The following is a 19,369-nucleotide window of genomic DNA, read 5'->3' as shown; positions in this document are numbered from 1 at the left end:
TAAATTATTTATATTCTTCCCACAAGGCAGATGCTATGATTTCTTGAGTCTGATCAGCGAACGCTTGCATTCCTTTGTGGGAAGTGTCTATATTCTCGGTAGAAACCGCCGGATGGATCACCATCTCCATCCGATGACGATGGACATTCAACGACCCGATCGGCAAGACATCAAACGGCCCGTTTAAGGTGATCGGAATAATAGGCAAATGCTGATCTAGCGCCATTTGATAAGCCCCTTTCTTGAAACGGATCATTTTCCCGGTATACGTACGCGAACCTTCCGGGAAAACAACCACGGAAGCCCCGTTCCGAAGACAACGCTCCGCCTCCAAAACACTACGAGCGGCAGCCTTCGGCGTAGAATTATCGACAAAGATAAAACCGGCCGCACGGCAGGCGGTACCGACAAATGGAATTTTAGCGATACCCGCCTTCATCACCCACTTAATGGGAACGCCTAAGAAACCATATATCAAGAAAATATCAAACGCACCTTGATGATTAGCTACGAAAACATACGATTGTTTCCGGTCTATATGCTCACGCCCTTTTACCGTCACCGGACAAAGCGCCAGATAGCAAGTCAATCGAGACCAGATCATACCCGGATAATAAGCGAAGATTTTCTCTCCCCCCAATAGACAACCGATGATAACCGTCACAGCCGTAAGTATAGTCAGTACCAGAAATACAGGTACAAAAAACAGCCACAAATAAACTATGTAAAGTATTCTTCCCATACGTAACTATATTATAACACAAATATAGAAGCTAATTTCAATCGTTTCATTATTTTTCTCCGAAAATATTTTCACGATCGGGTTATTATTGCTTTATTTGCGGTAGAAAAGAAAATAATTATAAAATATCTATAACCATGAATGAGTTAATTAAAAATCTAGGAGTGATCGTACTCATTATTGGTGCGGCAGTTTTGGCTGTACCGTTTTTTACCGGTGGTATGACAAATAGTATTCTACTTACAGGTCTGGGATTGGTTCTCCTTGGCTATTTTGGTCATATCGTAATCAACAAACGAGTAGAATAATACACGCTACTTAGATTTAAAAGGAAATGAAAAAGGATGTGCCTCATTGTTTCGCACATCCTTTTTTTGAATCATCATGCAAATTGAGAGATATGCCCAAATCGTTATTGAGTTCCCCATTCCTTGTTTGGTTTATCGCTAAGCCATAATTCCAAAAGGCCACCTTGCTCAAATACGGTATGCGGCAATTGATATTTATGATACATCTCTCCGTTCAAAGAAGCTTTCTGGATATAACAATTCTCAGGGGAGTTATCATGTACTTTAATCTTAAACTCGTTCCCTTTATAATACCGAGAATCCAATCGAATCGTAATCTCATTGAAAACAGGGCTTGTAATATCATACATCGGATTATAGGCAGAGCCTCCATCCAAACTGAATAATCCCATAGCCATCAGTGCACTTATTCCAGCCATCTGTCCTTGATCTTCATCATTTTCGCCGTAGCCTCGCTCTGGCGTAATATCACCATAGGTCTGTTTAGCGACCTGACGCACCCAATATTGAGTCAGCCAAGGCTTTCCTACATGTGAGAAAATGTGCGCATTCGAGCAACCGGGTTGATTGGCATAACTAACATAACTAGACAGGAATCTTGCATTTTTCGACATCTCAAACACATAATTCAATTGAGTAGCTAAGCTGTCATTACCTCCCATCAAACGAGCCAATGTTTCAATGTCATGAGATAATCCAAAAGTAGCCTGCCAAGCATTGGCTTGTACAAACCCACGCTCGGACAAAGGATCCAAATGGACCCACTCTCCTGTTTCTTTTCTAGGCATCATCAACCTCAAATCCGGATGCCAAGACGCAGGCCAGCCCAAGGAACGATTTCTATAATAATTATAATCCTTGAGTTTTCCCATAGCTTTCGCCATTTCTCCCAAAGCCCAATCCTCAAAGGCCCATTGAATAGTCAAGCCTGCCTCTTCTGGGCAATATCCGTGTTTAATATAGAACTCCAACTCTTTATCCATATCAAAGGCAAGCATACCACCTTTCTCATGATTCCTTTTCATAGCCGCATATCCCTCCTTGGGCGACCATTTATGAAACACCCCCCGCTGATAAGCGGAAGTAATCAAGGAGGTAGCCGGACAGCCCGTCATAATATAAGTATAAGACCCTATGGACGGCCCACGAGGTAATAGACCTCCATTCTTGTCATATTCGATAAAAGAAGCGGAAAACTCGTCTAAAACAGAAGGATACGCCAGTCCCCACAACGTGTTTAAATTCCACTGTGTCAACCATAGAGCATCTGAATTATACATATGAAACCTTGATTTTCCTGTTTTATCTTTAGGCAAAGTCCGTACTTGGAATTTAGGAGCAATCGTATGTATCCTTGTTTGTTTTCCAATACGTTCTCCTCCGGACAAATAATCCGGATACTCGCCATTGCTATCATCTATCTTATGACGCCCCAACAATACGTGCCACAAATCGGTATAAAACTTGGTCTTTTGCTGAAAAGAACCACCTTGCACATCAATTTTTCCCAACCACTCATTCCAAATACGCTCGGACGCACTCTTAACTTGATCAAAATCCCAATGTTTACATTCCCGCTCTATATTCTCACGGGCATTTTCCTCACTCACATAAGAGATAGCGGTCTTCAACAATAGCTCATCACCAGCCTTAAAAGATCCAAAACAAGCTTCTACGCCAGAAGAAGGAGATTGTTTAAAAGAAGACTTAGGCACGGTAATTAATTCTGGAGAACCTATCAAACTATTGATATCCGTTTCCTTTCTATCTCCAACCCAACCGTTCAAAGCATCCATAGGTTTATCAAATTGAACAACAAAATAAACTTTAGCCACATCGACACCTCCCCATACACGACCAGCCGTATCAAAATATCCGGAGATCTCTGTATCATTCACCTTTGTCACATGAGCGTTCAACAAAGTAGAAGTAGCTATATGACCTCCCAGATTTACCAAGACCTTCGCCAAACCATCTTGCGTATACGTAAAACGATAAAGTCCTACCCTATCCGTAACCGTCTGTTCTACCCATATTTTATAAGTATCCAAGAACAAACGGTGATAACCAGGTTGGACAATCTCATCATCATGAGAAAAAGAAGAACGCCAAACCTTATCTCCTCTGCAAACATCTACCTCATCTTTCACCGGCATCAAAGACAATCCTGAAATCATCCAATTATGAATTTGAGGGAAGCCTAAAACCTTAGTAGAATTATAATTATAACCTCCTCCTCCTTGATTGATATTGCGGGTTAATGGAGCGGAACTTATCATACCGAAAGGCAAACTTCCGGTCACAAAGAAAAAATATCGACCTTTAGCGGTCTCGACATAAGGATTCACCCAAGAGATATAATCCGGATAAGACTCAGGAGCAGGATACACCTCTATCTCAGACAGCCCTAAATCTTGTCCTTCTCCATCCGTCATTTGAAAACGAATCCATTCCGTCTTCCGAGTATCAAATTCAACCACCCTTGGCGCTCCATCATTGGGAATCAAATTAACCGTTACCGAACTACCGTCACTAAAGAACAAGGTACCCGCAGCACAATGGCTTCGCTCATCCACCCGATCGTATAAAATAACCTTATTCGTATAAATCGCATGATCCCAATCTAATTGTATCCAAGGATACGGATACACCCGACCACGCGCATCCAATTTTGTCTTGGCTACCCATTCTCCCTTTCCGGAAATACGAATCACCTGATCTATCACATACTTACCTTCCTGCTCTTGGCTCAAGGCAGACGAACAGGAAACTTTAGCTTGATAAGCGACATTATGAGGGGTTGCCCATAACTCATAACAGGTAGTCAAACACAATAGATATAAAATAACTCCTAGCTGCTTCATATTTTTTATTACATCGTGAAAAAGCGGTGCATCAAATGGATATTAAACTATTTGACACACCGCCTTTTCTTTCATTTAATTTATCAATAACCCGGATTCTGTTTCATTACTTCCGTACCACAAATATCAATCATAGACTGAGGTATCGGGAAATACTCATGCTTACCTTTTACGAAATGAGCATTTTGCAAGTGGGAACGGAACACTTTCTCTTTGGCGATATAAGCGTTGATAACTTCATCCGCGACACCCCAACGCACCAAATCAAAGAAACGAATTCCCTCATGCGCCATCTCCAAACGTCTCTCCATACGTAACGCTTGCACGGCTTCATTTTTTGATTTAAAAGGCTCATCATAAACCCCTACCTTATAATTAGCAGCATCTTGTGATTGATCCATTGTCTTGACATGCTGAGTATTTTTCGCACGCTCTCTAATCATATTGATATACTTACGCCCAGTCTCTAAATCACCTGTCTCAATAGCAGCCTCAGCTCTCCACAATAACAAATCCGCATAACGAATCACATAGAAATTCAAAGCATTCACATAAGGCCATATCGGCGAATAATAAGTAGAATTCAATGAAACCAAACGCTTCTTCGGGCTATACGGGCCATACACACTAGCCTCTCTAGGAGTCCAATCATACAATTGTACATCCATAAACGGTATATTTGGTCTAGCTAATGTATGATCCAAACGAACATCTACATAGTCATTCTCTGACACATCTTTACCATCATTATAAGGCAAGCCTTTAACATCCGTTTTATAAGCATTTACCAAATTTTGAGTCGGCCGCAAAAAGCCATATACAGGATAAGGACCTCCCGGAGGCAACAAGCGATCGCCATAACTTCCGTTCTCATTATTGGGAGAACCATCATTAATGGACAGCTGGATCGCAAAGATAATCTCCGAGCAATTATCATTTTCAGGCAAGAACACATTCCGGAAATCAGGGAATAGCTCATATTTTCCAGATTGAATCACCTCATCACAAGCTTCCAAACATTCTTTCCACTTGGACTGATATAAATAAACCTTTGCCATATAAGCTCTAGCTGCCATTTTAGTAGGCCGGCCATAATCCGCTTGGCTCTCCGGCAATACTTTATAAGCAGCAGAGAACTCTTCTAAAATCTTCTCCCACAATTGATCGGATGAAAACTCGATATTCGATTTCTTATTGTATTCATTTGGATCCACCAACGTTTCATCGATCCAAGGAATCTGATTATAAATGATTTTTAAGTTGAAATAATAATGCCCCCTCAAAAAGCGCATCTCAGCTAAACGCTGTTCCTTGTTTTTAACCTCACTACCATTCAATAAACGAATCGCTTGGTTACAACGTTTTATTCCCTCATAAAGAGCAGCCCATCGAGCTTCAAAGTCAATCCCTGTGGGATTCGCATTAAAGATCTCCATCAAATGGATTTGGTTCTGGTCACCGGTACCGCCGCCACCTTTATACGCATCGTCAGAGACAACATCCCCGAACTGCCAGTTTGAGCAACCGGAATTAATCGCATCAGAGGCATAATACCCATCCAACACAGCATATGCACCGGTCACGATACCCTCTATATTTTCCTCACTCTCTACCTGTCCGGGCAAGAACTCACCCACAGGCTCCTCAGAAAGGAATGAGTCCGCACAAGAACACATCATCAACACTGATGCCGCAAAATAAAATATCTTTTTCATTGTATATATCTCTTTTTATGTTAAAAACTAACGTTAACCCCTAAAGTAAATGTTCTTGGTAATGGATACACTCCACGATCCACCCCCATATCCAAATTACGGTTCTCAGAAGAATAACTCTGCAAACCAACCTCCGGATCAATACCTTCATATCCCGTTATGGTAAACAAGTTCTGTCCTTGCAAATAAATATACGTACGTTTCAACTTCAACTTAGATGCTACTTTATCCGGTAGTGTATACCCCACCTTTAAGTTCTTTAAACGGACAAAAGAGGCATTATGGATATAATAGGTAGAAGGACGAATATTATTATTCGGATCATCCAATGTGACACGAGGTATATCCGTATCCGTATTATCCGGACGCCAAGCATCCAAGATCGTAGAATTTTTATTATATTGAGCCTGGTTATAAAACTCACCCAAATAATTCGTCAAATTATAGACCTCATTACCAAATACACCTTGGAAGAAGGCACTAACATCAAAGTTTTTATAATTGAAACCCAACGTCAACCCCATGCTACAATCAGGCAACGGATTTCCCTTGAAATCGCGGTCATCACTATTGATAACGCCATCTCCATTCAAATCCTTGAAGCGAATATCACCCGGTTTCGCATTCGGTTGTAATAACTCACCTCTATCATTCTTATAGTTTTGGATCTCCGCATCGCTTTGGAACAGACCATCAGCCTCATACACGAAGAAGGATCCGATCGGTTGTCCTACCGCTGAACGAGAAGTCTCTTGATCGAAATTACGTCCGTGAAGTTCACTACTGGAAAGACCTATATAATCCACCCCATTCAGTTCGGTCATTTTATTCTTGATAACAGAGAAGTTATATGCGACAGAGAAACCAAAATCCTGATTGATTTGCTTTTGATAATTTATCTCCATCTCAAAACCTTTGTTGTTCATCTTACCTACATTATCCCAAACAGTCATATTTGTTCCCCCGATCGAGGCAGGTAAGGCTCTACGCCACAATAAGTCCTTGGTATCTTTATTAAAATAGTCCAAAGTCAAATTCAAGTCACCATTCAAAAAACCCAAATCCACACCGACATTCGTTTGTGTGGTTGTCTCCCATTTCAAATTAACGTTTCCGTTTCGAGTCTGCACCAATCCTAGATCTACACCACTTTGATTTCCATCAATCGGGTAATTCGAGTTCGTAGAATTACTCTTATATGAGTCAATCGTCGCATACGACGGAACATCCGAGTTTCCATTCTGTCCCCAACCAACGCGTACTTTCAAATTACTAATTGCCTCAACATCAAAAAACGGCTCATTACTAATGCGCCATCCAACTGATGCCGCAGGGAAATTACCCCATTTGTTATTACCTAAACGAGATGAACCATCCCGACGCAAAGTAAACGCCACCAAATACCGATCATGATAATTATAATCGAGCTTACCGAAATAAGAGACCATACTATACTCCGTAGCAGCACCCGAGTTCTTCTGGGTTCCTACATCCCCCGCATCTAAAAAACGGAAGTTAGGATCGTCTGACGGAAAACCGTCTCTTGAAGCTGTAAAATACTCATATCTATTTCTCAAAGACTCCATACCTAATAAGGCATTGATCGTATGGTCGCCAAATGTCTTATTATAAGTCAAGGTATTCGTGAATACCCAGTTAAAATTCCAAGCATTTCGGTTGGATAAACTACTTAATTTCTCCGAGGCATTCAACTCATCATATTTTGGACTGAAAGAACGTCTATACAGATTATTGTAATCAACACCAAAAGAGGTCTTAAACATAAGCCCATCAAACAAATGTAACTCGGCATACAAATTACCTACCAAACGACTCTTCTTATCCTGATTATCCTTGTTCCTATACAATTTACCCATGGGATTCGGTATATCCGAGAATACATTTCCGGCATACTCATCTTCCAGATTCTTCACAGGCGTGATAGACTGGAATTTATAAGCCTCATACAAAGTTCCTCCCAAGGCGGCATTGTTAGAGACACTTGTTCCCCAAGAATGAGAAAGAGAGATATTTTCTCCTATACGGAGATGATCATCAAACAATTTATACTCGGAATTAAAACGACCGCTCACACGCTTGAAATCACTAAACTTAACCAGTCCCTGCTGATCATAGTATCCTAACGAGAATAATTGATTAGATTTTTTATCTGCTTTCGTAAAAGAGAGGTTATAAGACTGTACCACGGCCGCACGTAAAATCTCATCGACCCAATCCACATCATCGGAAGGAATTAAATGATTACTATCCAAATATTCAGGAACAACTGCCTGATCACCATTTCCGTAGACATCATGCGAAGGAGTTTTTCCATCATTTTTCATAGCCTGCCACAACATATCACCAAACTGTTGCGCATTCAACATCCTCAATTGCTTCGCTGCTTTTTGTACACCAAAGTAAGCATCTAAATTGACATTAAACTCACCCTCTTTCCCTCTTTTTGTATTGATAATAACGACACCATTAGCCGCACGTGCTCCATAGATAGAGGCTGAGGAAGCATCTTTCAATACCTGCATAGACTCGATATCGTTTGGATTCAAAAAATTAATACCACCATCCACAGGAATACCATCAATGATATAAAGCGGATCATTGTTACGGATCGTACTGAAACCGCGAATACGCACCGCAACTCCTCCACCCGGCATATTATCCGGCATCACGTTCACTCCGGAGAGCTTACCCTGCATCATTTGATCTACGCTAGAAACCGGTGTATCTTTCAAGTCATCGATCTTCAAGACCGAAACCGCACCCGTAAGATCTTTTTTACGCGATACACCATAACCTACGACCACAATCTCGTCCAAGTTTTGTGAGTCCTCTTTCAACGAAATGGTCAAATCCGTCTTTGAACCGGGTACCAGCTCTGTAGATAAATAACCAATATAAGAAACAACCAATACAGCATTATTCGGAACTTCCAACGTGAAACGCCCCTCAATATCTGTAATCGTACCGACAGTCGTTCCCTTCACCAATACATTAGCGCCGATTACTGGTTCTTGGTTCGAATCCAACACGACTCCTTGTACCATGCGTCCTTGTTGCTGTGCCAAAGGAATAGACTCTAATTTACGAGATAAGATAATCTGCTTATCTACAATCTTATAATCGACATTCATATTATCGAAAACCCGGGATAAAACCAAATTAATATCCTTATTATTGGCCTCTAAATTGACAATACGACTCACATCCAAAACATGATCCGCATACAAGAATGAATAACCCGTTTCCTCCTCTATCCGATCGATCGCTTGCTCCAACGTAGCGTTTTTCAACGACAAGGAAAGTGTTGTTGTCTGTGAATAAGAGGTACCTGCATATAACTGGAAGGCAGTCAAGAATGTAAATGCCGTACCAAGATTTAAGATACGATTCGATTGAGGTAAATACCGAGTAAGATTCCTCTTACGTAAATGAAATGCACTCATAAGCATGTAGATTTAGTGATTACACAAAATTTATTTTGAAATGATTTTTTATCGTTGATAAACATCTATCCTCTGCCGGACAAACGTGGAATCCGAATGAGAGGAAAGTTGTCGGGCAGACCATTCAATAGGGGCAGTCTGTTTTAGATAATCCAATATTTGCTCCAAGGTCTCATTTGTGAAAGTCGCACGGTATTTATACTCCGCATTCGAGTTCTTATGCAGTACGATCTCCACATTATATCGTTTTTCCAGTCGCTTTAGTACCTTCTCTAAAGGAGTATTTCGAAATACCATCCGCCCCTTTCTCCAATCCATCTTCTCATCCAAATTGACAGCAGAAACACGGAACACACCGCTTTCCTTATTAAGCACGACCTGTTTGTTCGGTTCCAAGCGGATCCGTTCATCGTTCCGGATAACATCGATCTTTCCTTTTTCCAGCACAGCCTCGATAAAAGGTTCATCGTCATAGGCATTCACATTGAACTTCGTTCCATACGCTATTACCCGCAATCCCTCAGAGGTAGACACACTAAAAGGATGTTCCGAATCGGCTTCAACTTCAAAATAGCCCTCACCAAAGAGCTGAACTTTACGTTCTTTCTCATCAAAGACCGATGGATAAACCAAGCGGCTGCCGGCATTCAACCAAACAACAGATTGATCAGGTAACACCAAACGGGTAATTGTACCAGGCATGGAACTAATCTCCGCAAAAACCACAGATGCCCCCGTCTTAACATTCCTACCTGTGGTATAATATAAATAAGAAAAAAATAACGAGGATATGAGCAACGGTACTACAAGAATAGCTGCGGCACGGGTAAAAAACAACGAAAACATCCTCATAGAGGCTTTCCGCTTAGCACGACGTTCCATGCTTTGCCAAGCCTTATGCACATCTATCGCTTGGTATTCTAGCATATCCTCAGACAGAGCTTTAATCTTCTCAATCTGCCGTAATGTACTTTTTTCGTCTCCGCTTTCTCGCATATATGATTGTCTTTTTCTATATAGACACAGTCAAAACAAAAACACGACAGCAAAACGACTTTTTTTATATTTTTCTTCCTCTTGTACCCCACAATAAAGCAAGGAAATCACCTAAGCAGGTATTGCCCAACACGTATATATGTGTGGGCCCTCCTCACCAATTGCACAAAAAGCAAGGATTTTAGCTTGTGAAACAAAGGGGAATATATTCTAAAAATATATACATTTGTCCCATTATGGAAAGAAATCCAACAATGACTGATATCGATTTCCTTTTACGGCAAATCACGACCGAGGATAATAAGCTCTCCTTCCAACGTTTATTTGAGTTATATTATCCGGCTCTTTGCATATATACCAAACGTTTTATCTCTGACCGGGAAACGAGAGAAGATATCGTACAGGAAGTTTTTTCCTCCATCTGGGAAAATCGTAAACGCATCGTAATAAGAACTTCCGCGCGCAATTATCTCATCACAGCTACCAAGAACCACAGTCTCAACTATCTGCAACGCAATCACGAAGAATATGTAGACCAATTCTCTCAAGAGCAAATCCCTATCTATGCGGAAAGTGGCGAGGAGCTTTATACTTGGGAAGAATTACAAACCCTACTTCGAGAGGCACTTGCTAAATTACCTGAAAACTATCGATATGTATTCGAGAAGAATCGCTTTGAGAATAAGAGTTACGGCGAGATCGCGGAGGATATGCAAATATCCATACGGACAGTAGAAAGATATAAAAATAAGGCGATTGAAATATTAAAGACAGAGTTGAAAGACTACTTGCCCCTGTTCATTGGTTGGCTATTTTAACAAAAACTTCCGGAAATACCCACATACCTCCGGAAGTTTCTCGTCCTCAATTTATTGTTGCTCCAACCAAACCTTCACCCCTTCAAGTAAGATCTGGTTCTCATCAGACTTCTGGGTAGAGAGCCGTAGATAAGTCTCATCCAAGCCCCGGAAATTCGAAGCGTCACGGATCAAGATCCCGTAATTATCTAAAAGGAATTGCTTTAAATCAGCGGCTGTACCCTTCTTCAAACGGACAAGGAAGAAAGTCGTAGAGGTCGGGATTACCTCCAAGCCATCCAATTTACTTAATTGATAAATAAAATCCGCTGTCTCACGCTGCCATTTACGGATCGGCAACGTAAATTGCGCCGGATGGATCAAGATATATTTACTTGCCTCGATAGCGATAGCATTTACCGACCAAGGTATGATATACTTGTTCACTTTCTCCGCAATCTCCGGAGAAGCGACCAGATAACCGATACGCAAGCCGGGGATATTATAGGCCTTCGAGATAGACTGGACAAGGATTAAGTTCTTATGCGTTTTCACGTCACTCGGCTTTAGCATGTCTTCCGTCGTAAAAGCCACGTATGCCTGGTCAATAATGAAGGTAGTCTGCGGATTCGCCGAGATCAAACGGAGAAGCTCCGTACGGTGGATCAGCTTTCCATCCGGATTATTCGGATTACAAATCCAACAGAAATCCTGTCCCTCCAAGGATAACTCTGATAAATCGTCCGATGTCGGGAAGAAAGAGATCTCATGCTCATGCAAACGGCAAGCGTCCTCATATTCAGAGAAAGAAGGAATAGCGATCATGGATTTCGCACCTCGCCAAGCTTGCGCTAACAAATAAAAAGCCGTGATCGAGCCATTCGTCACTACAATATTCTCTTCCTTGATCTCATACCGGCGGGCCAACAATCTTTTCAAAGTAGCGGCGTCCGGCTCCGGATAACGAGTCAGCTTATCAAAATGCTCGATCAAATGTTCCTTCAGTTTATCTAAATTAGCTCCGTGCCACACATTCGAGCTAAAGTTTATCTTTACCTCGTTCTTTGCGTTATAAAAATCATCACCGTGTCCGTATAACATATACCTGCTTTTTAATTAATACCTATCTGTTAAAACTGTCACAAAATTACGAATCTTTTTGGCTTTTCCTATCAATCGCCTTATAGATCGCATCCTGTATGCGAGTACGTATATCAAGCGATCCCAGTTTATTATTTGCCCGGCTAGGATTCACCCGGTTACTCAAAAATATATAAATAAGCTGGTTATCCGGATCTACCCAAAAACAAGTACCCGTAAATCCTGTATGTCCATAGACCGAGGCGGGAGCCAAAGCCCCACAAGGCGAGGCTTTCGGATTACCAATCACCGGCTTATCAAAGCCTAACCCTCTACGGCAAGTCGGGCTCTTGCTTTGTGTAAACAAACGGCTGGTTTCCAAAGAAAGATAGCGCTCGCCGCCATAAGTCCCTTGGTTTAGCATCAATTGGAGCACCTTCGCCAAATCATTCGCATTCGAAAATAATCCGGCGTTTCCAGAAACACCCCCTTGAAAAGCGGCTGCCTCATCATGTACATATCCGCGAAGCAATTGGCGGCGGACAAATCCATCTTGTTCCGTAGGTACAATTTGCAAGGTATCCATTCGCTTCAACGGATTATAAGTGGTATGCCAAGCCCCTAACCCGCTGTAGAAATCATCCCGAAGAAGCTGGTCCATCGGAGATTTCATCAGATTTTCCACCATCATTTTCAGCATAATGAAATTCACGCAACTATATACGTACCTACCTCTCGTACCCAAACGGGATTTCTTGATATCTTGAAGGATCGTATCTTTAAAGGAATCACTCACATAGAAATTACGGGCTACCTCAGTCGTAAATCCGGGTTTCCGTGTATCTGATACTATATCCGGAAGATATTTAAAATCATTCCGGACATACGTTTTAGCGTCAAAACGAACCGGGTGCGTGGCGTTCTTCGCCGAACTATATAAACTGCCTTTATAACTATCCTTATCAATAGCATCCAGATAGAAATTAATAGTTGGAGTCACTCCCGATTGATGATATAGTAACTCTTTTATCGATAAATCCTTTTTATTAGACTCTTTCAACTCCGGTATAAAATCGGAGATCTTATTGTTCAAGGTGAATTTCTTCTCATCATACGCTTTCATGACTGCCAATAAAGTCCCCGCCGCCTTCGATGCCGAAGCCAAGTCATAAACTGACGCCTCCGTGACCGGCTGCCTACTTTCGTAATCAAAATAACCAAACGATTTATTATAGATAATCATGCCGTCCTTCGCAACCAACACTTGGCATCCGGGATAAGCCTTCTCATCCAATCCCTCTTTAACGATCGACTCAATTACATCCAAACGGTCCGGGTTCGCTCCTACCTCTTCCGGCTGGTGATACCCCAAACGAGTCTTCTCCGTAAAAACACCGGTACCCGCATAATACAATCCCGGAATCGAAACCGGAAGTTTCCCTTTCGCCGCAATACCACCGAATATCACTTGGGCCGCATATTCCTGCGCTAAGGGAGTGCCCTCGTAAGCCAACACGACCGCCTTCGCCTTCTCGATCGACTTCTTATATTCCTTACAAGCATATGGCAAGGTAAAGAAAGCATAGACCAACTCTTTCTTCGCGGCCAACTGCCTCAACGCTAAACTCTCGGGAATGCGAATCGTATGTACGCCACAAATGATCACGTCGTATTTTTGCAATTTATTATAAACCTGCTGGACTTGGGCAGCCGTAGAACGCCGTCCGATGCTAAAGCAAGCGATCGAATCATATTCGCCCAGCATTTTCTGGAATTCATTACCAACCCCGTCTCCAATCGAGAGTGCTGCGATCTTTTTCTTATTCAACTGTTTAAGAGGTAAGATCGTATCCTCATTCTTCAAAACGGTAATAGCCTCCGAATTCAACTTCGCCGCCATCCATGCCGCATGCGGAGAGTTCAAACGTTTCGATAAGCCTTTTGTTTCGACCGGCTTATAGGCATTCAATCCAGCGATATATTTGTACCTTAATATTTTCAAGCACTTGGCCTCGATCGCTTCCAGATCCAATACCCCTTCCTCGATAGCCTCTTTCACGGCCGTAAAATCATTGATTGGAGCGGCCGGAGCGAGCAAGATATCATTCCCCGCAAGCAAAGCCTTCACCGAAGGATTATCCGTTTTCTTTGTGGAAGCCCCTTTCATCGCTAAAGCATCCGTAAAGCACAGACCTTGAAAACCGAGTTCTTTCTGTAATAGATCCGTCACTACCGCCTTAGAAAAAGAAGCCGGCTTATGACTTTTGTCCAATGCCGGAACATAAAGATGTCCCGTCATTATCCCGGCGAACCCATCATATATATAACGTTTAAAAGGAAGAAGTTCCACGCTATCCAAGCGGGCCCGGTTATGGCGCACAACGGGTAATGTCTCGTGCGAGTCCTCGGAAGTATCTCCATGTCCGGGGAAATGTTTGGAGACAGACAAGATGCCCGTACTTTCCAATCCTCTTGCGTAAGCAATACCCTTCTCCGCCACAGCCTCCGGATTCTCGCCAAACGAACGCAGGCCGATCACGGGATTATCCACATTGCTATTCACGTCCATATCCGGAGCGAAATTTATATGAATTCCCATTTCCCGGCACTGCCGTCCCACCTCTTTTCCATATTCCTCGATCAAGGCATTGTCCTCGATAGCGCCTAGCATCATGTTTTTCGGGAAACGGGTGGTTCCACTTAATCGCATGGAAAGTCCCCACTCCCCATCCAAAGAGACCAACATCGGAATCCGGGAAGCCTTTTGCAAACGATTGGTCACCTCCGCCTGCGTCACCGGATCCCCTTTATGGAATAAGATGCCCCCGATCTTGATATCGTTCACGTAACGCATGAGCCGTTGCATATTCCGGTTATCGGATTTAGGATTCGCTATAACCATAAATAACTGCCCGATCCGTTCATCATAACTCATAGCGTCAAACACGGAATCAACCCAATGATTCATCTTTTCCTGATCCACCGCACGATAAAGGTTCGGGACTGTTTGCGCCCCACTCGATAAAAGGGAAATACAACACAAAAGCAAGATACCAATCTGTCTCATCACAACATTATCATTATTACTCTCCAAAAATAAGAAAATATCGCAATAGTAACGTGAATTGTGATAGGGGTTTTTACTATCTTTCCTGTCTCGTAATAAAAAAGGAAGTACTTCATGAAGCTAATACTACTCATAATCTTGATTATCTTCGGCTTTCAATCAAGCGCTTGGGGACAGGCGCCGACTCTCAGTATCGAGGCTAAACAAGAGCCGATCCAAGAAATCATGAAAAAAATAGAGCATCAAACAGGCATGACATTCTCCTACGATCCTTCTATTCTCAAAGGCATTTCCCGGATTACATTCAAATCTGATAACCAATCCATATCGGAATGCCTTACCCGGCTATTCCAAAAGCTCCCTCTGTCTTATCAGATAAACGGTACCCACATCATCTTGAAGAAACGCCCCCGCTCAGTAACCATCAGCGGATTCGTACGGGATAAAGCGACTACAGAATATCTAATCGGGGCCTCCGTTTATGACTCTCGCACACAAAGGGGCACAGCTACCAATAACCACGGTTTCTTCAGTCTAACCTTACCGGTCGGGGTAGTCCGTCTGGAGACTTCCTACATCGGATACGGACGTTTCTCACATACATTCCAACCGCTCGAACGGGATACCGTGATGGAAATTCTGCTGGAAAGCGGTGAGGCATTGGCCGAAGTTGTCGTTACCGGTAGTAATGACACACAAAACCCGATACAAGCCCCTCAGATGGGAACGATTAAAATAACCCGGAAGATGATCAAGACCATCCCGACCTTATTCGGTGAGGCTGATGTGATCAAAGCCCTGCAAACCCAACCCGGCGTATCAGCCGGAACGGAAGGATTAGCCGGGATGTATGTCCGTGGGGGGAATGGAGACGAGAACCTGTATATGATAGACGGAATCCAACTGTATCAGGTCAATCATCTCGGAGGACTTTTCTCCGCTTTCAACGCCGAGGCTTTGAAAGATGTGGATTTTTATAAATCCGCTTTCCCCGCCCGCTATGGGGGAAGGCTTTCCAGCGTAGTGGATGTGCATACTAAAGATGGCAATATGAAAGAGTACCATGGTAGCGCTATGCTAGGATTGACCTCCGGTAACTTAAATTTCGAAGGGCCGATCATTAAAGACCGGACTTCGTTCAACGCCTCCTTCCGTCGCTCTTGGCTGGATGCCTTATCCGCACCGGGTTTGGCGATCTACAATAAAATTCAGAAAAAGAATGGGGAGAAATTCAGCGCACGCTATGCTTTTACCGATCTGAACCTAAAAGTAAACCACCATATCAATGACCGGAGCCAAGCTTACGTTAATTTCTATTTCGGACAGGATTTCCTAAAAGGAGGAAGTTCCGAGTTCTCCGTAGGTGATGATATAACCCCTTTCGAGAACAAGGACTTTGGAAAGATGCGCTGGGGTAACATCGCATTATCTTCCGGCTGGTCGCATGTGTTTAACAACAAGATGTTCGGTACCGTCACCTTGGCTTATTCCCATTATCAATCCAAACTAAAACAAGAGACTTCACAATACTACGGAACCGAGGGTGACAAAGATTATTCTTCACGTTTTATCGAGACCTCAACCCGAAACGGTATCAATGATTTCGGAGTCCATGCGAACTTCGACTATATTCCTACCCCGGCACATCATATCCGTTATGGCACCGACTATCTTTATCATCGTTTCAGCCCGGAATATATCGAGGAAAAGACCTCCGAGAATTTGTCTCCGACCAAACGAACTACCGGAGACGAGCGCCTTTCAGCGAATGAGTTGGCTGTTTTCGCCGAAGATGACTGGGCGATATCTTCCATTGTCCGGGTTAACGCCGGATTACGCCTGAACATGTATAATATACAAAAGAAGACATATGTCTCCTTAGACCCTCGTTTATCCGTACGCTTTCTGCTCACGAGGAATCTAAGCCTTAAGACCTCATACGCCCGGATGAATCAATACGTACATCAGATCAGCGAAAGTTATATGAGTCTCCCTACCGATATGTGGATGCCGGTCAGCAAGAAGCTGAAGCCATTGGAGAGTGATCAAGTATCCGTCGGCGCTTATTACAATTTACACAAAGACTATTCCTTCTCGGTGGAAGGTTATCATAAATGGATGAATCACCTACTGGATTATAAAGATGGTTACAACTTCTTACCCTCGTTCGTCGGTTGGGAGGAGAAACTGGCCGCCGGTAAGGGGTGGGCCTACGGAGCGGAGTTTATCGCCCGGAAAGAGACGGGGCGTATAACAGGATGGATCGGATACGGACTAATGTGGAGCGACCGGCAGTTCGACGAGATTAATAATGGCAAACGTTTCCCCGCGAAATACGATAACCGCCATAAGCTGAATATCGTCGCAAACTGGAAGATCAACGAGAAATTGGAACTGACCGGAAGCTGGACTTTCATGACCGGAAACCGGGTTACGGTGGCATTCGAGAATTACGAGGATTTGGGCCTCACTCCTGTCCCTCCGCTCTTACCGGAAGGAGGCTTGGACTATTTCACGGAGCGTAATAACGTACGTCTCCCCGCTTACCACCGCTTAGATCTGGGGATTAATATTTATCGACCTAAAAAGAACGGCCATCTCGGTATCTGGAATATCAGCGTATATAACGCTTATTGCCAGATGAACCCGATAACTATCCATAAGCGGTCTTGGATAAACTACAGCCATTATTTCGAGACGTTATCGCTCTTACCGATCATTCCGTCTATATCATATACTTATAAATTCTAAAGAACATGAAACCTATATTCTATTTATCAATCTTATTATCCAGCCTGCTCCTAACCTCCTGCTACAGGAAGTTTGACCTAGAGGAATATCGTACTACACCGAAAATGGTGATCAACTCGGCCTTCTCGCCGGATACAGTCGTAATGGCCAGCATATCCCGCACATGGTTTCACTCAGAGAGCAAGCCGGACGTGACGATTCGAAACGCCAAGGTGGAATTATATATAGACGGGATCTTCAAGGAGGAGATGCCTTGGAAAGAATATTCCTATTGGAAATCTTCTCGTTGGTTCGGAGAGGATCGAGGTGGATGGGTAACAGATACGCTTTATATATCGAATACGGTTCCACTGCCCGGACAAACCGTAAAGATAGTAGCTTCTACCCCGGAATATGGAACAGCCTCGGCGGAAGATAAGATTCCTTCCAAGACCGAAATCAAAGGCCTGCGCATAATTCCCCGTAAAGAAGCTACCGGCAACGGCGGTACCCTTGTCGATGGAGATGGGAATATCTCCTACATAGAAGAAAACGATGTGCTTATCTATCAAATCACTTTCCAAGATACCCCGGGTAAATCAAATTACTATTCTCTACAGATATGGGGAGATGACGACCATCTTGGTGTCCTGTTGGACTTCTCCGTAGATCCCGTATTCACGCAACAACAAGGTATCTTGGATGAGGTTTTCGGCCCTTCGATGGTAAATTGGCGGGGACGGGTATTTTCCGACGAGCTGTTCGACGGGAAGGAATACACGTTGCAAGTAAAAGAACAACTTAGGTCCGATACTAAATATTATACCAAACGCCATATTCGTTTATATTCCCTGTCCGAACCCTATTACCAATATCTGCTATCTTTACAAAACATCGAGAATGAAGGTATCATGGGCGGACTTACGAATGTAGGTCTGGCCGAGCCTGTCCAGATCTACAGCAATGTGGAAGGAGGAACGGGAATCGCTGGTGGATGTCAATGGTTTGAATCCTTGGTAGACATAAAAGATTTGATCAAATAGCGAGCAAAAAAGCATATATCTATTGCGAATCAAATATTTATTTCGTTACTTTGCACCCGCTTTACGTAATCTCTGTCGGGAAATGTAGCCCGTTAAATTGCGTTTCATTATAAATTACAATTAAAAAGCTATAAACAATGGATTTAATTAAGATTGCAGAAGAAGCGTTCGCTACGAAGAAGGAACTTCCTTCATTCAAGAGTGGTGATACGATCACGGTAGCTTACCGTATCAAAGAGGGTAACAAAGAGCGTATCCAGCAGTATCGCGGTGTTGTTATCCGTATCTCCGGTCACGGCGACAAAAAACGTTTCACAGTTCGTAAGATGTCTGAGAACGTAGGTGTAGAGAGAATTTTCCCGATCGAATCTCCGTTTATCGAAAGCATCACGGTTAACAAAGTCGGTAAAGTACGTCGTGCTAAATTGTACTACTTGCGTGCCCTTACCGGTAAGAAAGCAAGAATCAAAGAAAAGAGAGTCTAATCTCTCCGATTCTATTGCCATACGAAAAGCCATCCAGCGGAATGCCGGATGGCTTTTTGTTTATCGTTTCTTACAATG

The 19,369-nt window shown here is 42.9% G+C and carries 12 protein-coding genes; 5 read left to right on the top strand and 7 right to left on the bottom strand.

Annotated features, from left to right (window positions below):
• Positions 1-4: 4 nt before the first annotated feature.
• Complete coding sequence (locus tag CI959_RS11265; protein ID WP_005867165.1) at positions 5-742, bottom strand: 1-acyl-sn-glycerol-3-phosphate acyltransferase; 738 nt, start codon at positions 740-742, stop codon at positions 5-7.
• Positions 743-879: 137 nt separating this feature from the next.
• Between CI959_RS11265 and CI959_RS21525 the strand changes: the two genes are divergently transcribed.
• Positions 880-1,050, top strand: a complete 171-nt coding sequence (locus tag CI959_RS21525; RefSeq protein WP_005854067.1) for a hypothetical protein — start codon at positions 880-882, stop codon at positions 1,048-1,050.
• A gap of 104 nt (positions 1,051-1,154) precedes the next feature.
• Here CI959_RS21525 and CI959_RS11260 read toward each other — a convergent pair whose 3' ends face one another.
• The 4 genes from CI959_RS11260 to CI959_RS11245 all read right to left on the bottom strand — a co-directional run bounded on the left by CI959_RS11260 (position 1,155) and on the right by CI959_RS11245 (position 10,089).
• A complete protein-coding gene (locus CI959_RS11260) occupies positions 1,155-3,914 on the bottom strand; it encodes a GH92 family glycosyl hydrolase (protein ID WP_057317384.1) in 2,760 nt (919 codons plus the stop codon).
• Between the two features lie 83 nt (positions 3,915-3,997).
• Entirely contained in the window at positions 3,998-5,629 is a 1,632-nt protein-coding gene (locus tag CI959_RS11255; RefSeq protein ID WP_005854053.1) for a RagB/SusD family nutrient uptake outer membrane protein, read from the bottom strand.
• Positions 5,630-5,649: 20 nt separating this feature from the next.
• A complete protein-coding gene (locus tag CI959_RS11250) occupies positions 5,650-9,099 on the bottom strand; it encodes a TonB-dependent receptor (protein WP_057317383.1) in 3,450 nt (1,149 codons plus the stop codon).
• A 42-nt stretch (positions 9,100-9,141) separates the two neighbouring features.
• Complete coding sequence (locus CI959_RS11245; protein WP_057317382.1) at positions 9,142-10,089, bottom strand: FecR family protein; 948 nt, start codon at positions 10,087-10,089, stop codon at positions 9,142-9,144.
• A 236-nt stretch (positions 10,090-10,325) separates the two neighbouring features.
• On the opposite strand from CI959_RS11245, the gene CI959_RS11240 reads away from it, so the two are divergent.
• On the top strand, positions 10,326-10,907 hold the full coding sequence (locus CI959_RS11240; protein ID WP_008779950.1) for an RNA polymerase sigma-70 factor: 582 nt from the start codon (positions 10,326-10,328) through the stop codon (positions 10,905-10,907).
• Positions 10,908-10,958: 51 nt separating this feature from the next.
• Here CI959_RS11240 and CI959_RS11235 read toward each other — a convergent pair whose 3' ends face one another.
• Both CI959_RS11235 and CI959_RS11230 read right to left on the bottom strand, forming a co-directional pair.
• The gene (locus CI959_RS11235) at positions 10,959-11,987 is read right to left on the bottom strand and encodes a histidinol-phosphate transaminase (RefSeq protein WP_008779949.1); all 1,029 of its coding nucleotides are present in this window, start codon (positions 11,985-11,987) and stop codon (positions 10,959-10,961) included.
• Positions 11,988-12,033: 46 nt separating this feature from the next.
• On the bottom strand, positions 12,034-15,033 hold the full coding sequence (locus CI959_RS11230; RefSeq protein WP_057317381.1) for a glycoside hydrolase family 3 N-terminal domain-containing protein: 3,000 nt from the start codon (positions 15,031-15,033) through the stop codon (positions 12,034-12,036).
• Between the two features lie 114 nt (positions 15,034-15,147).
• Here CI959_RS11230 and CI959_RS11225 point away from each other — a divergent pair, with 114 nt between their 5' ends.
• From CI959_RS11225 to rplS, 3 genes are all read left to right on the top strand, one after another.
• Positions 15,148-17,784, top strand: coding sequence for a TonB-dependent receptor (locus tag CI959_RS11225; protein ID WP_057317380.1), 2,637 nt, complete (start codon positions 15,148-15,150; stop codon positions 17,782-17,784).
• Between the two features lie 5 nt (positions 17,785-17,789).
• Positions 17,790-18,806 (top strand): DUF4249 domain-containing protein, encoded by a 1,017-nt coding sequence (locus CI959_RS11220; RefSeq protein ID WP_057317379.1) that lies wholly within the window; start codon positions 17,790-17,792, stop codon positions 18,804-18,806.
• Between the two features lie 137 nt (positions 18,807-18,943).
• Positions 18,944-19,291 (top strand): 50S ribosomal protein L19, encoded by a 348-nt coding sequence (gene rplS, locus CI959_RS11215; RefSeq protein WP_005854040.1) that lies wholly within the window; start codon positions 18,944-18,946, stop codon positions 19,289-19,291.
• The last annotated feature ends 78 nt before the right edge of the window (positions 19,292-19,369 follow it).

Origin of the sequence: Parabacteroides sp. AT13 (assembly GCF_002272965.1) — a bacterium.
GTDB lineage: Bacteria > Bacteroidota > Bacteroidia > Bacteroidales > Tannerellaceae > Parabacteroides > Parabacteroides distasonis.
The sequence above is the reverse complement of the archived record's forward strand: the minus strand, read 5'-3'. Positions and strand labels throughout refer to the sequence as shown.